This is a genomic window from Dyella flagellata (assembly GCF_030160275.1).
Taxonomy (GTDB): domain Bacteria; phylum Pseudomonadota; class Gammaproteobacteria; order Xanthomonadales; family Rhodanobacteraceae; genus Dyella_B; species Dyella_B flagellata.
The window spans coordinates 121,610-141,656 of record NZ_BSOA01000002.1 but is presented as its reverse complement, the minus strand read 5'-3'; the positions used below and the strand labels follow the sequence as shown (position 1 = coordinate 141,656).

The 20,047-nt window shown below is 62.3% G+C and carries 16 protein-coding genes; 14 read left to right on the top strand and 2 right to left on the bottom strand.

Translation table 11 applies throughout. From position 1 onward, the window contains the following. Window positions 1-2 precede the first annotated feature (2 nt). The 3 genes from QQJ96_RS00930 (at window position 3) to QQJ96_RS00920 (ending at window position 3,472) form a co-directional block, all read left to right on the top strand. Window positions 3-188, top strand: a complete 186-nt coding sequence (locus QQJ96_RS00930; protein WP_284330017.1) for a hypothetical protein — start codon at window positions 3-5, stop codon at window positions 186-188. A 54-nt stretch (window positions 189-242) separates the two neighbouring features. Further along, window positions 243-1,130, top strand: a complete 888-nt coding sequence (locus QQJ96_RS00925) for a cytochrome c oxidase subunit 3 (RefSeq protein ID WP_284330016.1) — start codon at window positions 243-245, stop codon at window positions 1,128-1,130. 308 nt (window positions 1,131-1,438) lie between these two features. Next, complete coding sequence (locus QQJ96_RS00920; RefSeq protein WP_284330015.1) at window positions 1,439-3,472, top strand: autotransporter outer membrane beta-barrel domain-containing protein; 2,034 nt, start codon at window positions 1,439-1,441, stop codon at window positions 3,470-3,472. 117 nt (window positions 3,473-3,589) lie between these two features. Here QQJ96_RS00920 and QQJ96_RS00915 read toward each other — a convergent pair whose 3' ends face one another. Then, entirely contained in the window at window positions 3,590-3,805 is a 216-nt protein-coding gene (locus tag QQJ96_RS00915; RefSeq protein ID WP_284330014.1) for a twin transmembrane helix small protein, read from the bottom strand. A 59-nt stretch (window positions 3,806-3,864) separates the two neighbouring features. Between QQJ96_RS00915 and QQJ96_RS00910 the strand changes: the two genes are divergently transcribed. The 11 genes from QQJ96_RS00910 (at window position 3,865) to QQJ96_RS00860 (ending at window position 19,393) form a co-directional block, all read left to right on the top strand. After that, a complete protein-coding gene (locus QQJ96_RS00910; RefSeq protein ID WP_284330013.1) occupies window positions 3,865-4,635 on the top strand; it encodes an SURF1 family protein in 771 nt (256 codons plus the stop codon). 8 nt (window positions 4,636-4,643) lie between these two features. Beyond that, window positions 4,644-5,213 (top strand): hypothetical protein, encoded by a 570-nt coding sequence (locus QQJ96_RS00905; RefSeq protein ID WP_284330012.1) that lies wholly within the window; start codon window positions 4,644-4,646, stop codon window positions 5,211-5,213. After that, window positions 5,213-6,370, top strand: a complete 1,158-nt coding sequence (locus QQJ96_RS00900) for a COX15/CtaA family protein (RefSeq protein WP_284330011.1) — start codon at window positions 5,213-5,215, stop codon at window positions 6,368-6,370. The genes QQJ96_RS00905 and QQJ96_RS00900 overlap by 1 nt, the downstream gene beginning before the upstream one ends. Continuing rightward, window positions 6,367-7,260, top strand: a complete 894-nt coding sequence (gene cyoE / locus QQJ96_RS00895; RefSeq protein WP_284330010.1) for a heme o synthase — start codon at window positions 6,367-6,369, stop codon at window positions 7,258-7,260. The genes QQJ96_RS00900 and cyoE overlap by 4 nt, the downstream gene beginning before the upstream one ends. 501 nt (window positions 7,261-7,761) lie before the next feature. Then, window positions 7,762-7,953 carry a hypothetical protein gene (locus QQJ96_RS00890; protein ID WP_284330009.1) on the top strand — a complete coding sequence of 64 codons (192 nt, stop codon included), beginning with the start codon at window positions 7,762-7,764 and terminating at the stop codon, window positions 7,951-7,953. A 155-nt stretch (window positions 7,954-8,108) separates the two neighbouring features. Beyond that, window positions 8,109-10,760, top strand: a complete 2,652-nt coding sequence (gene mgtA, locus QQJ96_RS00885; protein WP_404649177.1) for a magnesium-translocating P-type ATPase — start codon at window positions 8,109-8,111, stop codon at window positions 10,758-10,760. Between the two features lie 108 nt (window positions 10,761-10,868). Continuing rightward, window positions 10,869-12,536 carry a Na/Pi cotransporter family protein gene (locus QQJ96_RS00880; RefSeq protein ID WP_284330007.1) on the top strand — a complete coding sequence of 556 codons (1,668 nt, stop codon included), beginning with the start codon at window positions 10,869-10,871 and terminating at the stop codon, window positions 12,534-12,536. Window positions 12,537-12,751: 215 nt separating this feature from the next. Then, window positions 12,752-13,870: an efflux RND transporter periplasmic adaptor subunit gene (locus tag QQJ96_RS00875; RefSeq protein WP_284330006.1), complete on the top strand. Its 1,119-nt coding sequence runs from the start codon at window positions 12,752-12,754 to the stop codon at window positions 13,868-13,870. Continuing rightward, entirely contained in the window at window positions 13,863-16,958 is a 3,096-nt protein-coding gene (locus tag QQJ96_RS00870; RefSeq protein WP_284330005.1) for an efflux RND transporter permease subunit, read from the top strand. Before QQJ96_RS00875 ends, QQJ96_RS00870 begins: the two co-directional genes overlap by 8 nt. A gap of 2 nt (window positions 16,959-16,960) precedes the next feature. Then, window positions 16,961-18,454 (top strand): efflux transporter outer membrane subunit, encoded by a 1,494-nt coding sequence (locus QQJ96_RS00865; RefSeq protein ID WP_284330004.1) that lies wholly within the window; start codon window positions 16,961-16,963, stop codon window positions 18,452-18,454. A gap of 144 nt (window positions 18,455-18,598) precedes the next feature. Continuing rightward, window positions 18,599-19,393 carry a bestrophin-like domain gene (locus QQJ96_RS00860; RefSeq protein WP_284330003.1) on the top strand — a complete coding sequence of 265 codons (795 nt, stop codon included), beginning with the start codon at window positions 18,599-18,601 and terminating at the stop codon, window positions 19,391-19,393. A gap of 20 nt (window positions 19,394-19,413) precedes the next feature. On the opposite strand, the gene QQJ96_RS00855 is transcribed toward QQJ96_RS00860, so the two are convergent. Further along, window positions 19,414-20,031: a DedA family protein gene (locus tag QQJ96_RS00855; RefSeq protein WP_284330001.1), complete on the bottom strand. Its 618-nt coding sequence runs from the start codon at window positions 20,029-20,031 to the stop codon at window positions 19,414-19,416. Window positions 20,032-20,047 lie beyond the last annotated feature (16 nt).

Below are 20,047 nucleotides of genomic sequence, written 5' to 3'. Positions count from 1 at the left end.
GCATGAAGCTGGATCATCAAGCGCTCGGATCGGAACAGGCACAGCGAGTGCGTCGCGCGCGGCGCACCGCGGTAGCGGTAGGCATCGTCGCCTTCGTGGTGTTCGTGGTCTCGATCGCGCAGATGCTCTGGCTGCAGCATCATCCACAGGCACACGCGCAGGCAATCCAGGAAGCGCTCATGCAGTAACCGCCGTAGCGGCGGGGCACGTAGGTCACCAGGAACATCTACGGGATACACACCATGGGTCAGCAGCACGACATCTACTACGTACCGAGCAAGAGCCAGTGGCCGATCGTGGCCGCGGTGGTCATGTTCATCACCGTGTTCGGTGCGGCGCACTGGCTGAATGCGGAGCCCGGCGAAAGCGGCTTCGGCAAGACGCTGCTGCTGATTGGCTTCGTTGGCATCCTCGGGATGTTCTTCGGCTGGTTCCGCTCAGTCATCCATGAATCCATGCGCGGTTTCTACAACAGCCAGGTGGACCGCTCGTTCCGCATGGGCATGATGTGGTTCATCTTCTCCGAGGTGATGTTCTTTGGCGCGTTCTTCGGTGCTCTGTTCTACGTGCGCATGTTTTCGGTGCCGTGGCTGGGCGGCTACGGCCACGGCGTGCTGACTCACCAGTTCCTGTGGAGCGACTACGCGGCTTCGTGGGGTGCGGGCGGCGGCAATGGCCCTGGCCATGTCGGCGGCGCCTTCCAGACCGTTGCCCCCTGGGGCCTGCCGCTGCTGAACACGCTGATCCTGCTCAGCTCCAGCGTTACCGTGACCATCGCGCACCATGCGTTGAAGGCCGGCCACCGCGGCAAGGTGCTGGCTTTCCTGGGCTTTACCGTGCTGCTGGGCGCCAGCTTCCTGTTCTGCCAGGCGCACGAGTACGCCGAGGCCTATAAGGAACTCAACCTCACCCTCGGCAGCGGCGTGTACGGCTGCACCTTCTTCATGCTCACTGGCTTCCACGGCCTGCACGTGACGCTGGGCACCATCATGCTGGCCATCATCTGGCTGCGCGTGCTGGCCGGCCACTTCAGCAAGGACCACCACTTCGGCTTCGAGGCGGTGGCCTGGTACTGGCACTTCGTGGACGTGGTGTGGCTGGGCCTCTTCATGTTCGTCTACATCCTTTAAGGGAAATGTAGGCTGGGATGACAATCCCAGCATCGCCAAGCCACAACAAAGCTGGGATTCCATCCCAGCCTACAAAGACGAAGCCCGCCGCAAGGCGGGCTTTTTCGTGCCGGAACGTCGCAGTGCGGCGGGTTGGCGGGTGGTTACAATGGGTCTTCCTGCTAGGAATGTACTTGGGTTGCCGCGGCACACCCATGGATTGGCATTCTTGTAAGCATCTACTGTGCTGACAAGGCACGGGACGCCGTAATCGACCCGCATGCATTAATGCATCACCCCCGATAACCAATAGACGAAGGAACGCTCACATGCTCCACCCTCGTAAGATCGCTGGCGCTGTGGCGCTGGCCCTCGGTATGGCCGGCGTTGTACATGCGACGAGCAATTCGCATTCAACCTTCAACAGCGTGGTGGTTTTTGGCGACAGCCTCAGTGATGCTGGCAATATTTCATTGGCGATCAATCCGCATATTCAGTCGCCGCTTGAATCCACTACAAATCCGGGTGCGGTGACCGTACAGAATGTTGCGGCCGGATTGGGTTATTCGCTGAGCGCTTCATCGATTGGGGGTAGCGATTACGCCTGGGGTGGTGCAGGCGTCAACAACAATGCACCCCACATGCAGTGGGCCGTGCCGACCATCACCCGCCAGGTGACCAGCTATTTGGCAAGCAATAAGGTCGACAGCCATGCTTTATATGTAATGTGGGGTGGTGCTAACGATATCTTGAACGCTGCCGCTTCAGTCGCGGCTCGCGCGACCGCCCAACAACTCATTGACCAGATGCAGGCCGGGCAATCCCCGCCGGGCATCCCCGGGGGATTAATTGGATTTCCAGGATTAATTGGATTTCCAATTTCCCCTAAGATCCCGCCGAACATGGTGGATCTTCAGGTCGAATTGGCGGCTGGTGTGTCTACGCTGCAGACCGCAAGCCAGGCCCAAGCGACCATCGCCGCCGCCGGACAGCAGGAAGTGAAGCTGCTTGGTGCGCTGCAGGCCGCCGGCGCCAAGAACATCCTCGTGTTCAATCTGCCGAACATCGGCGTGACGCCCGAAGCGCTTGCGCAAGGCAGTTCCGCAGCGACCTCGCTGACCGGCTTGGGCGTGATCTTCAACAGCCAGCTCAACGCCGGCTTGAAGCAATTGGGCAAAGGCATCATCCCGGTCAACACTTTCGCCCTGGTCAATCAGGTGATCGCCAATCCGGGCGCCTATGGCTTTAGCAATGTCACCACGCCAGCGTGCGGCGCCGGCTCCAGTTCGGTGCAGTGCGGCCCACAGGGTTCGGGCCTGCCCTACACCTATGCGCCGGGCACGAATCAGAGCTACCTGTACGCGGACGGTGTGCATCCCACCACGGCGGGGCACATGATGCTCGGGCAGGTGGTGCTCTCCGAACTGGCGGCACCGCAACAGATCTCGCTACTGCAGGAGGCCCCGCTCGCCGCCGTGACCACGCAGACCGCCGTGGTGCGCGACCAGATGACAGCCGACACGTTCGGCAGCACCACGCGCGCGTTCGCCAACGTCAACTACGCCAACCAGCATTTCGACCAGCACGCCGGTGCTCCCCGCACCAGCAGCAACAATGTGGACCTCACCCTCGGTGCGGACATCCATGCGAGTGACAACATCTCCGCGGGTGTCGCGCTGGGCGTCGGCCAACACAACGCCGATGTCACTGGTGGCGGCGGTTACAAATTGCAAGCACTGACCGGCCTGGGCTACGTGACCTGGCACACCGGCGGCGCCTATGCCGGCGTGTATGGCGATTTCGGCCAGGCCAGCTACACCCGTGTCGACCGTACGTTCATGGTCGGCAACTACCACACGAATGAAAGCGGCAAGGTGGATGGCTCGTACGTTGGCCTGGGGCTGCATGGCGGCTACTGGTTCGACTTCAACGCATTGAAGACCGGTCCGTTCGCGAACTTCGAATACCAGAACATCAAGATCGACGGCTACAACGAAAACGGCAACGATGCGACGGCGATGTGGTTCGGCCGGCAGCAACGTAATGCCGTGATCAGCACGCTGGGCTGGCGCCTGCAGGGCACGCTGCACTCCCAGGGCATGGCCGTAACGCCGTTTGCCGAGCTGGGCTGGAACCACGACAGCCGCGCCAAGACCGACATGGTCACCGCCGGCCTCAACAGCATGAACGGCAGTTTCGAAATGCCCGGCTTCACGCCGGACAAGAACTGGGGCTCGATCACTGCTGGCTTGAGCGCGCAGATCACGTCGAACCTGACCGGCTGGATCGCCTACAACGGCCACTTCTCGGACAAGAGCCAGAGCATCAACGGCTTCAACCTTGGGGTGAAGCTCGGCTTCTAAGCAGAGCCTTGGTCGGCCCCAAAAAGCCGCCCGATATATGGGCGGCCGCTGGGGAAAGCCGGCTTTTTCGTGCCGGAACGTCGCAGTGCGGCGCGCGGGTGGGGTGGGCGGCTACAATTACTGGCCCACGCCGTGCGGGTGAATCCAGCCCATCCGGATACCGAGAATGACCATCGCAATCAGGATCAGGGAAAAACTGATGCGGCGGGTCAGCGCCCACACGGTCCGTTTGCTGCCTTCCTTGTCGGTCATCATGAAATACAGCGCCTGGCCAAGGTTGAAGATCACCACCAGGAACATGATCACCAGCGCTACTTTGTAAATGGTTTCCACGTGAGAATCCCAAGCAGGCTCGACATCGCCAGTATAGCCATGCACCGTGGGCTTGCCGCGTGAGCGGTATGCGCCGTCCGGCATGGTGGTCGGTGCTGCTGACGGTGGTCGGAGTGCTTGTTTTCGTGCGTCTTGGCGTATGGCAGCTGCATCGCGCGGACTACAAGGATGAGCTTCTGCGACGGTATGCCGCGGCGGCGAGTGCGCCGGTCAAGGCGTTCGATGCGGTGGCCGATCAGCCCCCCATCAATGCGTATCCACGCGTACGCGTGCAGGGTCATTACCTGGCCGATCGCCTGTATCTGCTCGACAACCCCAAGCACGACAGCATGGGCGGCGTGGAGGTGTATGCGCCGTTCCAGCCTGTCGACCAAAGCAAGGGTTTGCTGGTGGACCTTGGCTTTCTGCCGGGCAATGGCTCGGACAAGGCGCCCGAGTTGCCGCCTCTGCCTACCGAGCAGCAGACCTTGCAAGGCGTGTATCAGCCGCCGCCTGGCACGGGCTTGGAAATGGGCGGCAATGCGCTCGCGCAGCAGAAACATTGGCCCAAGACGTCGGTGTACCTGGATCTGGATCAGGTAGCGACCGACTTGCATGAAAAGTTGTATCCGCGCGTCCTGGTGCTGGATGCCGATCCTTCGGCGATCTACGTGCGAGTGCACACGCTCGATCTTTCTTCAATGCCGCCTGCGCGACATCGTGCGTATGCGTTTCAATGGTTCACGTTTGCGCTGGTGGCGGTAGTGATTTTTCTATGGCTGCACCGCAAGCGCCGTCGCCCCCACGGCCGTGATTTCCCGGAAAGCGGGCACGCCGACAAGGAAATTTGAAGCTTCACATGACTACCTCCACGCCAACAAATCGACGCACGAGCCGCCTGAAATTCCTGCTGGTGATCCTGGTGTTCGCCGCGCCGATCATCGCGGCAGGCTTGCTCAATCTGAGCGGCTGGCAGCCCAGCGGCAAGGCCTATGGCGAACCCATCGTCCCGCAGCGCAACTTCGACCAGGACCATGTGCAGATACGCCTGGCCGACGGGAAAACTTGGGCCTGGCGCGACGCCGAACCGCGCATGACGCTGATCGCGCTGACGGGGCCCGATTGCGCCGCGCACTGCATCGACACGCTCACCAAGATGGCCGCCGCGCGGATCACGCTCAACAACAACATGTCGCGCCTGCGCCTGTTGTATGTCGGGCCGCCGCCGGCCAATGCGGCCTCCGATGGCATGCGCAATTACTGGGCCATAGGTTCGGACGTGGCCAATAGCCTCGTTGCATACCGCCCGACCACCCCTGACAGCGTGAGCGCCTTGCTGGTGGAATCCGACGGCACGGCCCTGGCGCGGTATCCTGTCGGTTTCGATCCGAGCGGTCTGCGCAAGGATCTGCAGAAGGTAATTCGTTGATGGCGCTGCGCTCCCGCAAAATTGTTCCCTATCTCGCTGTGCTCGCGGCGGCGTTCGCCTTCGGCCTGGTGATGTTCGGTGCGTTCGTCCGGCTCTCCAATGCCGGCTTGTCCTGCCCGGACTGGCCCACCTGCTATGGCAAAGCCACGTGGCCGCACCACGAGCAGGCCGTTGCCGCCGCCAACTTGGCCTTTCCCGATCGCCCGTATGAAGCAAGCAAAGCCTGGCGCGAGCAGGTGCACCGCATGCTGGCCGGCACCCTGGGCGTGCTGGTGGTGCTGCTCGCTCTACTGGCAGCGCGGCGCGATCGCGTCGTGATGCTTGCCATAATTATCAGTGCGGTGTTTGCGGCGACGGGCGTCACCTTGTATTTGCATGGCGAACGCAACTGGTCGTCAGGCCTGGCGTTGCTGGCGATCTTGCTGCCAACGGCCGGCGCCTTCTGGCTGCGCGAACGTGCGGCGCTGAAGATGAGCGTATTGGCGTTGGGCGTGATCATCTTCCAGGCCATGCTGGGCATGTGGACAGTGACGCTGCTGCTCAAGCCGATCGTGGTGATGGGGCATCTGCTCGGCGGCATGACCACGTTCGGCCTGCTGGCTTATGCGGCCTTGCGCTACAGCGGATTGGGTTCGCCGGACGACCGCCACGCCGCGCTGCGCCGGGCGGTGGTATGGGGCATCGTGTTGCTTGCTTGCCAGATCGCGCTAGGCGGCTGGACGTCGGCAAACTATGCGGCGCTGGCTTGCGGCACGGATTTCCCGACCTGCCTGGGACAATGGGCGCCACCTACTGATTTTCATCAGGGCTTTACGCTGTCGCGCGAGATCGGCGTGAACTACGAAGGCGGCGTGCTCGACATGGCGGCGCGCAGCGCAATCCAGATCGCGCACCGCATTGGTGCGCTGGTGGTGTTCTGCTATCTCGCGTGGCTTGCCTACCGCCTTATGCACAACGGATTTCGTTTCGGCGGTATCGCCGTGGCCGTCGTGCTGGCGGTACAGGTATTGCTCGGTATCAGCAACGTGCATTTCGGCTTGCCCCTGCCGGTGGCGACCTTGCACAACGGTGGCGCTGCCTTGTTGCTATTTGCGTTGTTGGCCAATTACACGCGTTTGCAATCCTGGCATGCGGATGATTCGGAGTCGTTGGCATGACGCTGGTGCGCGAATACTTGCAGCTCACCAAGCCGCGCGTCGTCGCGCTGCTGGTGTTCTGCGCAGTGATCGGCATGTTCCTCGCCGTGCCTGGCATTCCACCTTGGCGCGCCCTGGTGCTTGGCACACTCGGCATCTGGCTGGCCTCAGGTTCCGCGGCCGCATTCAATCACCTGATCGACGAGCGCATTGACAAACTGATGGCGCGCACTGCGCGCCGTCCGCTTGCCACCGGCAAGCTCAACGCCAGGCAAGTGCTGGTGTTCGCGACTCTCCTCGGCATCGTGTCGATGGTGGTGCTGGCCGTATGGGTGAACGTACTCACGGCGTTGCTGACCTTCGCTGGCCTGATTGGTTACGCATTGGTGTATACCGCGTACCTGAAACGCGCTACGCCGCAGAACATCGTGATCGGTGGCCTGGCCGGCGCGATTCCGCCGGTGTTGGGCTGGACCGCCGTCACTGGCGCACTGCATCCTTTTCCCTTGCAGCTGTGCCTGATCATCTTCGTCTGGACCCCGCCGCACTTCTGGGCGCTGGCGATCTTCCGCCGCGACGACTACGCACGTGCACAGATCCCGATGTTGCCGGTTACGCATGGCGTGCAATACACCCGCTGGCAGATCCTGCTCTACACCATCATGCTGGTACTGGTGAGCTTGCTGCCTTCGATCACCGGCCATAGCGGCCTGATCTATTTCGGTGGTGCAGTGGTGCTGGGCGCAGGGTTTCTCTATTACGCGATCCGCCTGATGAACCCGCCGGACGAATACTTCGCGATGCGGGTGTTCAAGTATTCGGTCATTTATTTGATGGCTCTTTTTGCATTCCTGCTCGCCGACCACTGGTTGTTGTGGATGTCTCCCGCAGGGAGCTTTCAAGCCTATTGATACGCCCGGCTGTGTCCGAGAGCGGATCTGACACTCAAAGCGCTTTTTGTGAAGAGCGTCTGGGAAAATGGCCTTCACCAAGCTCCCGTGGCGATGGCTTTGGTGACTGGGCCAATGGTTGAGGTGCCTCTATCAGGCGATATGGTGAATGCGGAGCTAGGCCATGCCTATCTGATGGATAGGCCCGGGCTGCGCTCTTCATTCAAGGGCTGTTGCAAAAAATTTATTTCCAAGACTTGACAGTTTCGCACCGCAGCATGACAATTTCCGGGCCCACCGGTGCAACTTCTGACTGGCCGGGCCTCTGTCCGAACTAACCAAGGCATATGGACGTTTACCCTAGTCGCAACGTCGACATCCGCGAGCATCGGGTGCCGGCATTGCAAAACAAGCTGATCGTTCGCGGCAACCGCCAGCGGTTGGCCGGCGCTTTCCTCGACTAGGGAAGTCCGGCCCGCTCCTAACGGTGCCGTGGGCACCGTATAAAGAGGAGATGGGCCAATGAAGCTCCTTCGCGAGTTCTTCCGTTTTCGCACCGCGGGCCGGTTCCCCCTGGCTGGCCGCCGTCAGGCCGTGCGTCCCCGTATTACCGTCACCGTTCCCCAGCCGCTGACCTCGCGGCAGGTGGTCGAGCGCGCCCCGATCGAGGGGCCGCGCACGTCCCGTCATCTTCATTTGGTATCAAGTCACTAATGCGTCATACCCGGTGGCATAAAGGGTGGCCTCCGCCAGGACCGCAACGCCGGTCCGCGGGGCGTCGTCCTGGCCGCGGATTGCCCTAGCGGGGGCGGGCCTTTGCTATAGCTCGCTTTCGTCGCAACAGCTTGATTCCACGGAAGCGAAAGATGATGAACCGAGTCACCCAGGCGGCCAAGGCCAAGATCGCCCCAGCACCTCAGCACGTGGCGGCAGCCCAGGACGCGTTCCGCGAAAACGAAGCCCTGCTGGGTAGCCTGGATACCAGCCTGGCCGGCCTGGACGAAGAGCAGATCACCGAGCGCCTCGAACGCGACGGCATCAACGAGGTTTCCCACGAGAAGCCGCCGCACTGGTCGATCCAGCTGCTGCGCGCCTTCAACAACCCCTTCATCATCGTGCTGCTGATCCTGGCGGTGGTGCAGATCTTCGTGACGCCGGACGACTTGTCCGGCCCGATCATCATCGGGGTGATGGTGGGCATCAGCGTGCTGCTCAGCTTTACCCAGGAATTCCGGTCCTCGCAGGCGGCGGAAAAGCTCAAGGCGATGGTGCGCAACACCTCCACGGTCACGCGCCGCGCCTCGGACGGCCACAGCGAGCGGATCGAGGTGCCGGTGAACGAGCTGGTGGTCGGCGACATCGTGCATCTGGCGGCCGGTGACATGGTGCCCGCGGACCTGCGCCTGCTCACCGCCAAGGATCTGTTCATCAGCCAGGCGATCCTCACCGGCGAATCGCTGCCGGTGGAAAAGGCCGGCCCGGCACAAGCTCATGCTGTGGAAGCCGGTGCGCACGGGGCGCAGAAGGGCAATGCGCTGGATCTGCCCACCGTCTGCTACATGGGCACCAACGTGGTCAGCGGCTCGGCCACCGCGGTGGCGGTAGCTACCGGTTCGCGCACCTATCTGGGTTCGCTGGCAAGCAGCATCCTGGGTGAGCGGGTGCAGACCAGCTTCGATCGCGGCGTAAAGAGTGTCAGCTGGCTGCTGATCCGCTTCATGCTGGTGATGGTGCCGGTGGTGCTGGGCATCCAGTGGTACAAGCACGGCTTTCTCGAAGCGCTGATGTTCGCGCTGTCGGTGGCGGTGGGCCTGACGCCGGAGATGCTGCCGCTGATCGTTACCGCCAATCTCGCCAAGGGCGCGATGGCGATGTCCAAGCGCAAGGTGGTGGTGAAGCGCCTGAACGCGATCCAGAACTTCGGTGCGATGGATGTGCTGTGCACCGACAAGACCGGCACGCTGACGCTGGACAAGATCGTGCTGGAGCGCCATCTCGACCTGGACGGCGAGGATTCGGACGACGCGCTGGAATACGGCTACCTCAACAGCCACTTCCAGACCGGTCTGAAGAACCTGATGGACAAGGCGGTGCTGGCGCATCGCGATCTCGAACCGATCATTGCGCGCTACCGCGTGGTGGATGAAATCCCGTTCGATTTCCAGCGCCGTCGCATGTCGGTGGTGCTTGCCAATGGCGAGGGTCATCACCTGCTGGTGTGCAAGGGCGCCGTGGAAGAGATGCTCGCCATTTCCTCCACCGAGCGGCAAGGCGACCAGGTCATACCGATGACCGAAGAGCGCCGCCGCGAGATCAAGGCGATGACGCGCCGCTTGAATGAAGACGGCCTGCGTGTGCTGATCGTGGCGGTCAAGCAGCAAGCGCCGAGCAATCGCGCTTACAGCCTGGCTGACGAAACCGAGCTGACCGCGATCGGCTGCCTGGCCTTCCTCGATCCGCCGAAAGATACGGCCGCCACCGCGATCGCCGCGCTCCACCAGCACGGCGTGGAAGTGAAGGTGATCACCGGCGACAACGAGGCGGTGACGCGCAAGATCTGCCGCGAAGTCGGCCTGGACGTGGAACACTCGGCGCAAGGGCGCGATATCGAGCCGCTGGACGATACGGCGCTGGACGAGCTGGTGAAACGCACCACCGTGTTTGCCAAGATGTCGCCGCTGCAGAAGGCGCGCGTGGTGACCTCGCTACAGCGCCAGGGCCATACGGTGGGTTTCCTCGGCGACGGCATCAACGACGCGCCGGCCTTGCGCGAGGCGGACGTGGGCATTTCGGTGGATACCGCCACCGATATCGCCAAGGAATCGGCCGACATCATCCTGCTGGAAAAGAACCTGATGGTGCTGGAGGAGGGCGTGCTGGAAGGCCGCGTAACCTTCGGCAACATCATCAAGTACATCAAGATGACGGCCAGCTCCAACTTCGGCAACGTGCTGAGCATGGTGGTGGCGGCGGTGTTCCTGCCGTTCCTGCCGATGCTGCCGCTGCAGGTGCTGGTGTTGAATCTGCTGTACGACATTTCGCAGCTGTCGATTCCGTTCGACCGCATGGACGACGAATACCTGAGCAAGCCGCGCAAGTGGGATGCCAGCGACATCGGCCGCTTCATGTTCTGGATCGGACCGTCCAGCTCGGTGTTCGATATCACCACCTTCCTGCTGTTGTGGTACGTGTTCGGCGCGAACAATCCGGACCACCAATCGTTCTTCCAATCGGGCTGGTTCATCGAGAGCCTGCTGACGCAGACGCTGGTGGTGCACATGATCCGCACGCGCAAGGTTCCGTTCCTGCAGAGCGTGGCAGCGGCGCCGGTGCTGGCGCTGACCACGGCGATCATCGTCATCGGCATCGCGATTCCGTATACCGGCATCGGCGCCAAACTGGGCATGCTGGAGCTGCCGTGGGTGTACTTCGGTTGGTTGGCGGCGACCGTGCTGGCGTATTGCGCGCTGACGCAGGCGATGAAGCTGTTGTATATCCGCCGGTTCCGAGGGTGGCTATAAGTTCGTAGGCTGGGATGCGAATCCCAGCATCCTGAAAGCCGCAAGAAGGCTGGGATTGGCATCCCAGCCTACATAAAAATCACCAAGAAAATTACAGGGAGGCCGGCCATGAAAGGCACCTTCGCACTCTTCGACATTGCCGGTTATGTCGCCCTGCTTTTGTGGGGCACGCACATGGTCACCAGCGGCGTGCTGCGCGGCTATGGCAGCGCATTGCGCCGCTCGCTGGGCCGCTTTCTCGGCACCCGGCCAAGCGCCTTTGCGTTCGGCATCTGCGTTACTGCGCTGCTACAGAGCAGTACGGCCACTGGCATGATGGCCACCTCGTTCGCCGCCAGTGGCATGCTCGGCCTGGCCCCGGGGCTGGCGGTGATGCTTGGCGCCAACGTCGGCACCACGCTGATCGTGCAAGTGATGTCGTTCAACATCGCCTTGATCGCCCCGGTGCTGATTCTGGTTGGCATGGCTATCTATCGTCGCAGCGACGATGCGCGCTACGAAAACCTCGGTCGCGTCGGTATTGGCCTCGGCTTGATGCTGTTGGCGCTGCATCTGTTGGTGCTGACCATGGCGCCGATGGAAAACGCGCAGTTGCTCAAGGCGGGCATGCAGGCCCTGGCGGAAGAGCCGGTGATGGCCATGCTGGTCGCTGCGCTGTTGACCTGGATGTGCCATTCCAGCGTGGCCGTAGTGCTGCTGATCGTATCGCTTGCCACAGGTGGCGTCGTCGATGCGCCAGGTGCGATAGCGCTTGTGCTTGGCGCCAATCTCGGTAGCACCTTGCCGGCTTTGTTCGAAGCGCATACACCGGTCGCACGGCGGCTGCCGTTCGGCAACTTGCTGGTGCGCGCGTTTGGCTGCCTGGTTTGCCTGCCGTTGCTGCATCCACTGGCGCACTCTTTGTCGGCGCTGGGTGATACGCCTGCGCGCGTCGCGGTGAACTTCCACACCGCGTTCAATCTCGCACTGGCGCTGATCTTCCTGTTGCCGGTAAACAAGCTTGCGCAATGGCTGGTACGTCTGCTGCCGGAGCCGCCTAAGCCCGCCGATCAGGGCGTGCCGCTGTATCTGGATGAGGCCGCACTGGAGAGTGCTGGCGTAGCGCTGGTCAATGCACAGCGCGAGTCCATGCGGATGGCCGACATGGTCGAGGGCATGTTGAAGGGACTGGTCGAGATTTTTGGCAAGGATGACAGCGTGCGTGCCGCCTCCATCAGCAAGATGGACCCGTATCTGGATCGCCTGGGCGTCGCCATTCGGCAGTATCTGGCCGACCTGGGTAGCGAAGCCTTGAATGAGGAAGACGGCGAACGCAGCCAGGAAATCCATGCATTCGTGATCAATATCGAGCACATCGGCGATATCACCGCGAACAACCTGGTGGAATTCGCCTCGAAGAAAGCACAAAGCGGGCAGGATTTCTCAGCCGATGACATCCAGGACCTTGCCGCCATGCATGCGCAGATCATGGAAAGCCTGCGATTGGCCCTTGCGGTGTTCATGCGCGGTGATCTACGCGCAGCCCAGCACCTGATGGAGCGCAAGGAGTTGCTGTGGCGCCTGGAAAACGACGCCTCCGACCGGCACATCCGCGACCTGCGCCAGCAGCGCGACGGCGGCGGTGGCGATGTGTACCTGCGCATCCTGCGCGATCTGCGCCGCATCCACTCGCATCTGGCGGCGATCGCCTACCTGCCGCTGGAACGCGCCGGCCTGCTGCAGGGCAGGCTGGTCCAACCCAATGGCAACCACACCGCTGCAGAAGGAAAAGCCTGAAATTGGACAGTCATACGCAAGCCGAACCTCCCACTATTAGCCCGCCTCGCTGACTGCTGCCGATGACCCGGTAGCGGCTGGCAGCGGTCCAACCGCGGTCCGGGCCTGTAAGGCATGTGCAACACCTTGCCTTGCACCCTTCACCGTATTGCAACAACGTTATGGCCTCGTGGTTACGGGGAAGTGCCATAGCGCGGCAACGATGAGGAACACCCATGCTTCACCTGCTGAATAAACAAGGATGGCGACTGGCGGTTGCCGTGGCCCTGGCGCTGAATGTGGCTGCCTGCTCGCATGGCGGGAGCGAACCGGCCGAAACGCCGCCGTTTACGGTCGACCACGACCAGATCAAGGTCCCCGACGGCTCGCCGCTGCGCAAAGAGCTGGTGGTGCAGCAGGTCGAGGCGCGCCAGGCGCCACATGCGATGGTATTTCCGGCCAACGTGGAGGCCGATCCCGCGCATACCGCGAACGTGCTGCCGCCGCTCACCGGCAAAGTGATGAAGCTGAAGGTTGGGCTGGGCGAGCATGTCGGCAAAGGCCAGCTGCTGGCCGTTATTGACTCGGGCGATTACGCCCAGGCTGCCGCCGACGTCGCCAAAGCGCGCGATGCACTGGATCTTGCAAAGAAAGCGCTGAACCGCGCGCGCGCGGTTCAGGCCGCCGGTGGCAATGCCACCAAGGATCTGGAATCGGCGCAAAGCGGTTACAACCAGGCGCTGGCGGAGCTCACTCGCGCCCAGACCCGCCTTACCGCGGTGGGTGGCACACAGGGTACCCAGCACTTGATGCAGGTTGTTGCGCCGACCAGTGGCTATATCACGACGCTGTCGGTATCGCCGGGCGTGTACGTCAACGACGCCACTGCCGCGATGATGGTCATCTCGAATCTGGATTCGGTGTGGATCACCTCCAACGTGCCGGAAAGTGACGTGGGGCTGATCGCCAAAGGCGAAAAGGTCGATGCCGTGCTGTCGGCTTATCCGGGCCAGGTGTTCCATGGCACGGTGGCTTTCGTGCAACCCGTGCTGCAGCCGGATACGCGGCGAGACCTGGTGCGTGCGGAATTTGCCAACGCCGATGGCAAGCTCAAGCCCAACATGTATGCGAACGTCAGCATCGACGTGCCGCAGCCGGCGCAGGTCTTCGTGCCGGAATCGGCCTTGCTGATGAACAACGACACCATCAGCGTGTTCGTCGAGGTGTCGCCGTGGACGTTCGAGCGCCGTGCGGTGGATCTGAGCTACGACGAAACCGGTGACACGCGCGTGCTGAAAGGCCTGAAGGCAGGTGATCGCGTAATCGTGAGGGGCGGAGTGCTGCTCAATGATTAATGAGATCTTCCGCTTCTGCTTCGAGAAGCGAATGCTGTTCATGGTGGTGACGATCCTCGTCATCTGCTTTGGCTATTATTCGTGGACGCAATTGTCGATCGAGGCTTATCCGGAGTTAAGCGACGTCACCGCGCAGGTGACCACGCAGGTGCCGGGCCTGGCCGCCGAGGAAATCGAACAGCAGATCACCATTCCCCTGGAGCGCCAGCTGGCCACCACGCAGCAACTGGTAAGCATGCGCTCCAGCAGCACCTTTGGCCTGTCGCTGATCACCATGGTGTTCAAGGACGGCGCCGACGATTACTGGGTGCGCCAACGCGTCCAGAACGCCTTGGGCCAGGTCACCTTGCCTACGGGTGTCACTCCGTCGCTCGACCCGGTGAGCGGCCCGGCCGGTGAAATCTATCGCTACACGCTCGAATCCAAGAGCAAGAACCTGATGCAGCTTTCCGAGATCCAGCGCTGGATCGTGATCCCGGGACTGCAGAAAGTGTCCGGCGTGATCAATGTCGACAACTTCGGCGGCTTCACCAAGGAATTCCAGCTCGAACTCGATCCACAGCAACTGTTGCACTACGGCGTCAGTGTCAATCAAGTGACGGCGGCGATCTCCGCCAATACATCCAACGCTGGCGGCGGGCGCATCACGCGCGGCGAGCAGTCGTATATCGTGCGCGGCGTCGGCATGGTGCATACGCTGAAGGACCTCGGCGACATCGTGGTCACGCAGAATAACGGCGTACCGGTGCTGGTGCGCCAACTGGGCAAGTTGCGCTACGGCCATCAGGTGCGCGAGGGCATCCTTGGCAAGGACAATAATCCGGACACCATCGAAGGCATCGTCGATCTGCTCAAGTACGAGAATCCGTCGCACGTGCTGGACGGCATTCACGCCAAGGTGGCGGAGCTGAACAAGCAGCTGGCCGCGCAGGACGTGCAGATCGTGCCGTACATCGACCGCGACGACCTGGTGAACGCCACCAAGGAAAAAGTCTTTCACACCGTGATGGAAGGCATCGGCCTGGTGTGCATCGTGCTGATCCTGTTCCTGGGCAGTCCGCGTTCGGCCATGGTGGCGGCGGTGGCGATTCCGATGTCGCTGGTCACCGTGTTCATCCTGATGCAGTTCACGCACATGTCGGCGAACCTGTTTTCGCTCGGCGCGATCGACTTCGGCGTGATCGTTGACGGCGCCATCGTGGTCACCGAGGCGATCCTGCGCAAGCGCGAGCACAAGCCCACCGAGGTGCTGACCGAAGACGACGTAATGGAGGTGACCGGCCATGTCGGACGCTCCATCTTCTTCGCCACGCTGATCATCATCACCGCCTACTTGCCGCTGTTCGCCTTCGAGCATGCCGAAGGCAAGCTGTTCCGGCCGATGGCTTTCACCGTGGGCTATGCTTTGCTCGCCGCCCTGCTGTGCACGGTAACGCTGACGCCCGCGTTGGCCTATCTGGCCTTGCGCAAGCCGCGCAAGATCTTCCACAACAAGCCGCTGGAGGCCCTGCAGGCCGGCTTCACGCACAGTCTTGGCCGGTTGTTGCACCAGTTGCCGGTGGCCTATGCGATCGCCGGCATCGCGTTTTGCGGCGTGCTGATCCTTGGCGCCACCATCGGCCGCGAATTCCTGCCCGATCTGGACGAAGGCTCGCTGTGGCTGCAGGTGCAAATGCCACCGGGCCTTTCGCTGGACAAGGCCAGCCAGATGACGGCCGAGTTGCGCAAGGCCGTGCGCGAATTTCCCGAAGTGTCGTATGTGGTGACCCAGCTCGGCCGCAACGATACGGGTACCGATCCTTGGACACCTTCGCACGTGGAGGCTGGTGTGGGGCTGAAGCCGTACAGCACCTGGGCCAACGGCGAAACCAAGGGGGCATTCCTGCGCAAGTTCAATGCGCGCATGCAGCAGTTGCCGGGCATGAGCGTCGGCATCAGCCAGCCGATCATCGACGGCGAGAACGACATGATCGGTGGCGCGCATAGTCCGCTGGTATTGCGCATCTATGGCGACGATCTCGATGACATGCGCCGGGTTGGCAATCAGATCGTGGACGTGCTCAAGGGCATACGCGGCACCGCCGACGCATCGATCTTCCAGGAGCCGCCGATTCCGCAGCTGGAGATCAAGGCCAATCGCGATGCGGCGGCGCGTTACGGCATCAATGTCAGCGACATCACCAACCTGATCCAGACCACGATTGGCGGCGCGCCGATTACCCAGGTGTATGTGGCTGATCGCATCTACAACGTCACTGCGCGTGTCTCCAACGATGTCGCCAACAGCCTGCAGGCAGTGGGCGAGCTGCCGCTGACCTCAGCCAGCGGCGCGCAGGTGCCGCTCAAGCAAGTGGCGGACATCAAGCTGGTCTCGGGCGAAAGCACGATCGCGCACGAACACGGCCAGCGTGAACTCACCATCCGCATCGACAACCGTGATCGCGCGTTATCCGAATACCTCGCCGATGCGCAGGCCCAGATCAATGCGAAGGTGCATTTCGACCAGCAGAAGTATCAGCTGGAATGGGCGGGCAATTTCCAGAACGCACAGCGCGCACAGGCCCGCCTGACCGTGGTGATGGGCATGGTCCTCGCGATCATGGCAGTGCTGCTGTTCGCCGAGTTCGGCAAGTTCCACCAGGCGGTGCTGGTGCTCGGAGTGGTGCCCCTGGCGACCGTGGGCGGTTTGCTCGCCCTGCACGTGCGTGGCGAAACACTGAATATCGCTACCGCGGTGGGCTTCATTGCCTTGTTTGGCGTGGCGGTGCAGAACGGCATCATCATGGTGTCGAACATTAACCGCGTGCGCAGGGAAGGCCTGTCGCTGTTCGAAGCCGTGCTGGTGGGGGCGACAGAACGTTTCCGTCCGGTACTGATGACGGCCACGGTGGCCAGCATCGGCATGCTGCCGGCGGCGTTGGCGACCGGCATCGGTACCGACGTGCAGCGCGGGCTCGCGACGGTGGTAGTGGGTGGCCTGCCAGTCGCCACGCTGCTGACGCTGTACATCCTGCCGACCCTGTACTTCGGCCTGGAGAATTTCATCAACAAGCGCTGGGGGCATGCGCCATCCGAGGTGGAGCTATGACCATGCTGGCGAAGATCGATCTTTGCAAAGGGCGCGTTCATGCGCTGGCGCTGGGGCTGAGCCTTGCTCTGGCCGGTTGCGCGGTGGGCCCCGACTATCATCGGCCGACGCCACCCGCTGCCCAGGGGTACACGGAAGAGGGTGTGCCATCCACGACAGCGTCCGCGCCAGGTGCGAGTGGGCAGGCGCAGCGGTTTGAGCCGGGCGTGGACATACCCGGTCAATGGTGGACGCTGTTTCGCTCCCAGCCCTTGAACGGCCTGATCGACGATGCACTCAAGCACAATCCCGATGCGGCGGCGGCGCAGGCTGCCTTGAGGGCGGCCTGGGAAAACGTGCGTGCACAACGCGGCTTCTATTTGCCCGCAGTCAACGGCAGCGTCGATCCTACGCGTCAGAAAATCGCCGGTACGCTCGCCAGCCCGGCCCAGTCGGGTGCGACGTTCTACGACCTCACCACGGCGCAGGTCAGCGTGTCCTATACACCTGATGTGTGGGGTGCCAACCGCCGTACCGTCGAATCGCTGGTGGCGCAGGCGGATGCGCAGCGTTTCCAATTGGAGGCGACCTACCTCACGTTGACGTCCAATCTCGTCAACGCTGCTGTGCAAGAGGCTTCGTTGCGCGCGCAGATTGCCGCTACGCAAGACATGATCGACAGCCAGTCGAAGATTCTGGAAGCCAGCAAGAAGCAGCTGGGCCTGGGTGATGTGTCGGAGAGCGATGTTGCCGCACAGGAAGCCACGCTTGAGCAGACGCGTGCCGGCCTGCCGCCCTTGCACAAGCAACTTGCGCTGCAACGTGATGTGCTCGCGGTACTGAGCGGTCGCACCCCTGACCAGGACGTCAGCGCCCATTTCAGCCTCGACAGCCTGCAATTGCCGCAGGATCTGCCACTGACCCTGCCCGCCAGGCTGGTCGAACAGCGTCCCGACGTGCGCGTGGCCGACGCACAATTGCATGCGGCGTGCGCGCAGGTTGGCGTGGCGTTTGCAGCCCGCCTGCCGAACATCAACATCACCGCCAGCTGGGGCAGCGCCACGGACCAGATGCATACGCTGTTCGGTTCCGGCACCGGTTTCTGGAACATCGGCACCGCCATCACCATGCCGCTGTTCGATGGCGGCACGCTCAAGCACAAGCAGCGCGCGGCGGAAGCAACTTATAAGCAGGCGGCGGAGCAATACCGCAGCACCGTGCTGTCCGCTTTGCAGAACGTTGCCGATACCCTGCATGCTTTGCAGTCCGACGCGGAAGCGATGGCGGCGACGGCACGTGCGGAAAAAGCCGCAGCGCACAGCTTTGCCATCGCGCAGAAGCAGTACGCGGTAGGCGATATCAGCATGGTGGCGTTGCTCAATGCGCAAGTGACGTATCGGCAAGCGGAGCTTGCCCTGGTCCAGGCGCGCGCGTCGCGGTACGCCGATACCGTAGCCCTGTTCCAGGCGCTGGGCGGAGGGTGGTGGAACCGGCACGACGTGGCGGTTGCCCGGTAAGATGTGCGTGCCTGGCCCCTGGTCAGGCCTGATAGGCGCGATGTCTCAGGTGGCGGGTATTTGCCCCCTCCCCTACGTGTAGTAGGGGAGGGAGCTGCATGTCGCGCAACCTGACACAAGGGAAACACATCCGCAGGAGGGGGCATGATGCTGTATCTGCTGGATCACCCGGTTGATCTGTTCGTCATGGTCGTCGTCGTATTGCTGCTGGCCCACGAGTTTGGCTTTCGCCTGCGGGCATGGGCCAAGAACCGTGACGACAACGACTGGGAAAAGGAAGTCCATCAAGCGCGCAACCAGGTTGGCCTGCTGTTGAGCCTGTTGATCGGCTTTACCTTGAGCATGGCGCTCAATCGCTTTGATGAGCGCAAGCAACTGGTCATCGACGAAGCCAACGCCATCGGCACCGCCTATCTGCGCGCCGGCATGCAGGCCGAGTCGATGCGCAGCGACGCGCAGGAGCTGCTGCGCGATTATGTCGATGCGCGCCTGGCCATCTTCGGCCGGACGACTGAAATCGACGAGCACGGCGTTGAAGTGAAGCGCGCCAGGCAGATCCAGGACCAGTTGTGGAAACAGGCGACGTCCGCCGCGCAACAGACGCCGACACCGATCGTTGGCCTTTACGTCTCGGCCTTGAACGACGTGATCGATCTCGACGCCAAGCGTGTGGCCGCGCGACGTAACCGCGTGCCGCCGGATATCTGGGCGCTGATGACTGTGCTGGCGGTCGTCACGTCGCTGATCATCGGCTACGGCCAGCGACGTCGTGCCGCCTTGCTCACCTTCGTTCCAGTGTTCACGGTGGCCATTTCGATGAGCCTGATCGCCGATCTCGATTCGCCCGTGCACGGCCTGATCCAGGTAAGCCAGCAGAGCATGCAGCTGCTGAGCGACGATCTGCACAAGCAGTTTTCGGCGCAGCTCAATCAGGAGTAAGGCTGGGATTACATCCCAGCCTACGAATCGGCGTAACCGCGTTTGCGCCGGCGCCACCACAGCAACAGCAAGACCAGTACGGCCAAGACGAACAGCAGCCACAGGCTGTTCTGCCCGCGCCGTATCCACATGCCCAGCCATTCGCGCCGATTGGCTCCGAAATAACCCAGGTAAACCCAGATCGGCACGCTGATCAGCGCGGCAGCGCCGTCGAGCAGCAGGAAGCGCCAGAAGCCCACGCGATGGGTGGCTCCCGCGGTGGTGTAGATCGCCGTGCGCATGCCTGGCAGAAAGCGCGCGAAGAACATCATGCGATTGCCGTAGCGCTCGAATTGGTCTTGCACCTTCGCATAGCGGCGCGGCGGCATCAGCCAGGCGATGGGTTTGAATTGCAGGATGTGCGTGCCGAAATGATGGCCGAGCAGGAACATGCCCGCGTCGCCGACCAGCACGCCGACCATGGTGACGGCCACCATGATGTGGACGTTGGCGTAGCCCAGGCCCGCGATCACACCACCGGCCACCAGGGTGATGTCTTCCGGCAGCGGCAGGCCGGCGCCGCACAGCAGCAGCGCCATGAACACGGCCTCGTAGCCGTTTTCCGCGAAGAAGGTGATCAGGCGTTCAAGCAAGTCCATCGACGGTCCCTTTGTC

Excerpts from the sequence above, each read along its gene's own strand:
- QQJ96_RS00880 (WP_284330007.1), top strand. The coding sequence starts at position 10,869 with ATGAAAGGCACCTTCGCACTCTTCGACATTGCCGGTTATGTCGCCCTG.
- QQJ96_RS00905 (WP_284330012.1), top strand. The coding sequence starts at position 4,644 with ATGACTACCTCCACGCCAACAAATCGACGCACGAGCCGCCTGAAATTC.
- QQJ96_RS00875 (WP_284330006.1), top strand. The coding sequence starts at position 12,752 with ATGCTTCACCTGCTGAATAAACAAGGATGGCGACTGGCGGTTGCCGTG.
- QQJ96_RS00925 (WP_284330016.1), top strand. The coding sequence starts at position 243 with ATGGGTCAGCAGCACGACATCTACTACGTACCGAGCAAGAGCCAGTGG.
- QQJ96_RS00855 (WP_284330001.1), bottom strand. The coding sequence starts at position 20,031 with ATGGACTTGCTTGAACGCCTGATCACCTTCTTCGCGGAAAACGGCTAC.
- QQJ96_RS00900 (WP_284330011.1), top strand. The coding sequence starts at position 5,213 with ATGGCGCTGCGCTCCCGCAAAATTGTTCCCTATCTCGCTGTGCTCGCG.
- QQJ96_RS00870 (WP_284330005.1), top strand. The coding sequence starts at position 13,863 with ATGATTAATGAGATCTTCCGCTTCTGCTTCGAGAAGCGAATGCTGTTC.
- QQJ96_RS00890 (WP_284330009.1), top strand. The coding sequence starts at position 7,762 with ATGAAGCTCCTTCGCGAGTTCTTCCGTTTTCGCACCGCGGGCCGGTTC.
- QQJ96_RS00930 (WP_284330017.1), top strand. The coding sequence starts at position 3 with ATGAAGCTGGATCATCAAGCGCTCGGATCGGAACAGGCACAGCGAGTG.
- mgtA (WP_404649177.1), top strand. The coding sequence starts at position 8,109 with ATGAACCGAGTCACCCAGGCGGCCAAGGCCAAGATCGCCCCAGCACCT.
- QQJ96_RS00920 (WP_284330015.1), top strand. The coding sequence starts at position 1,439 with ATGCTCCACCCTCGTAAGATCGCTGGCGCTGTGGCGCTGGCCCTCGGT.
- cyoE (WP_284330010.1), top strand. The coding sequence starts at position 6,367 with ATGACGCTGGTGCGCGAATACTTGCAGCTCACCAAGCCGCGCGTCGTC.
- QQJ96_RS00865 (WP_284330004.1), top strand. The coding sequence starts at position 16,961 with ATGCTGGCGAAGATCGATCTTTGCAAAGGGCGCGTTCATGCGCTGGCG.
- QQJ96_RS00860 (WP_284330003.1), top strand. The coding sequence starts at position 18,599 with ATGATGCTGTATCTGCTGGATCACCCGGTTGATCTGTTCGTCATGGTC.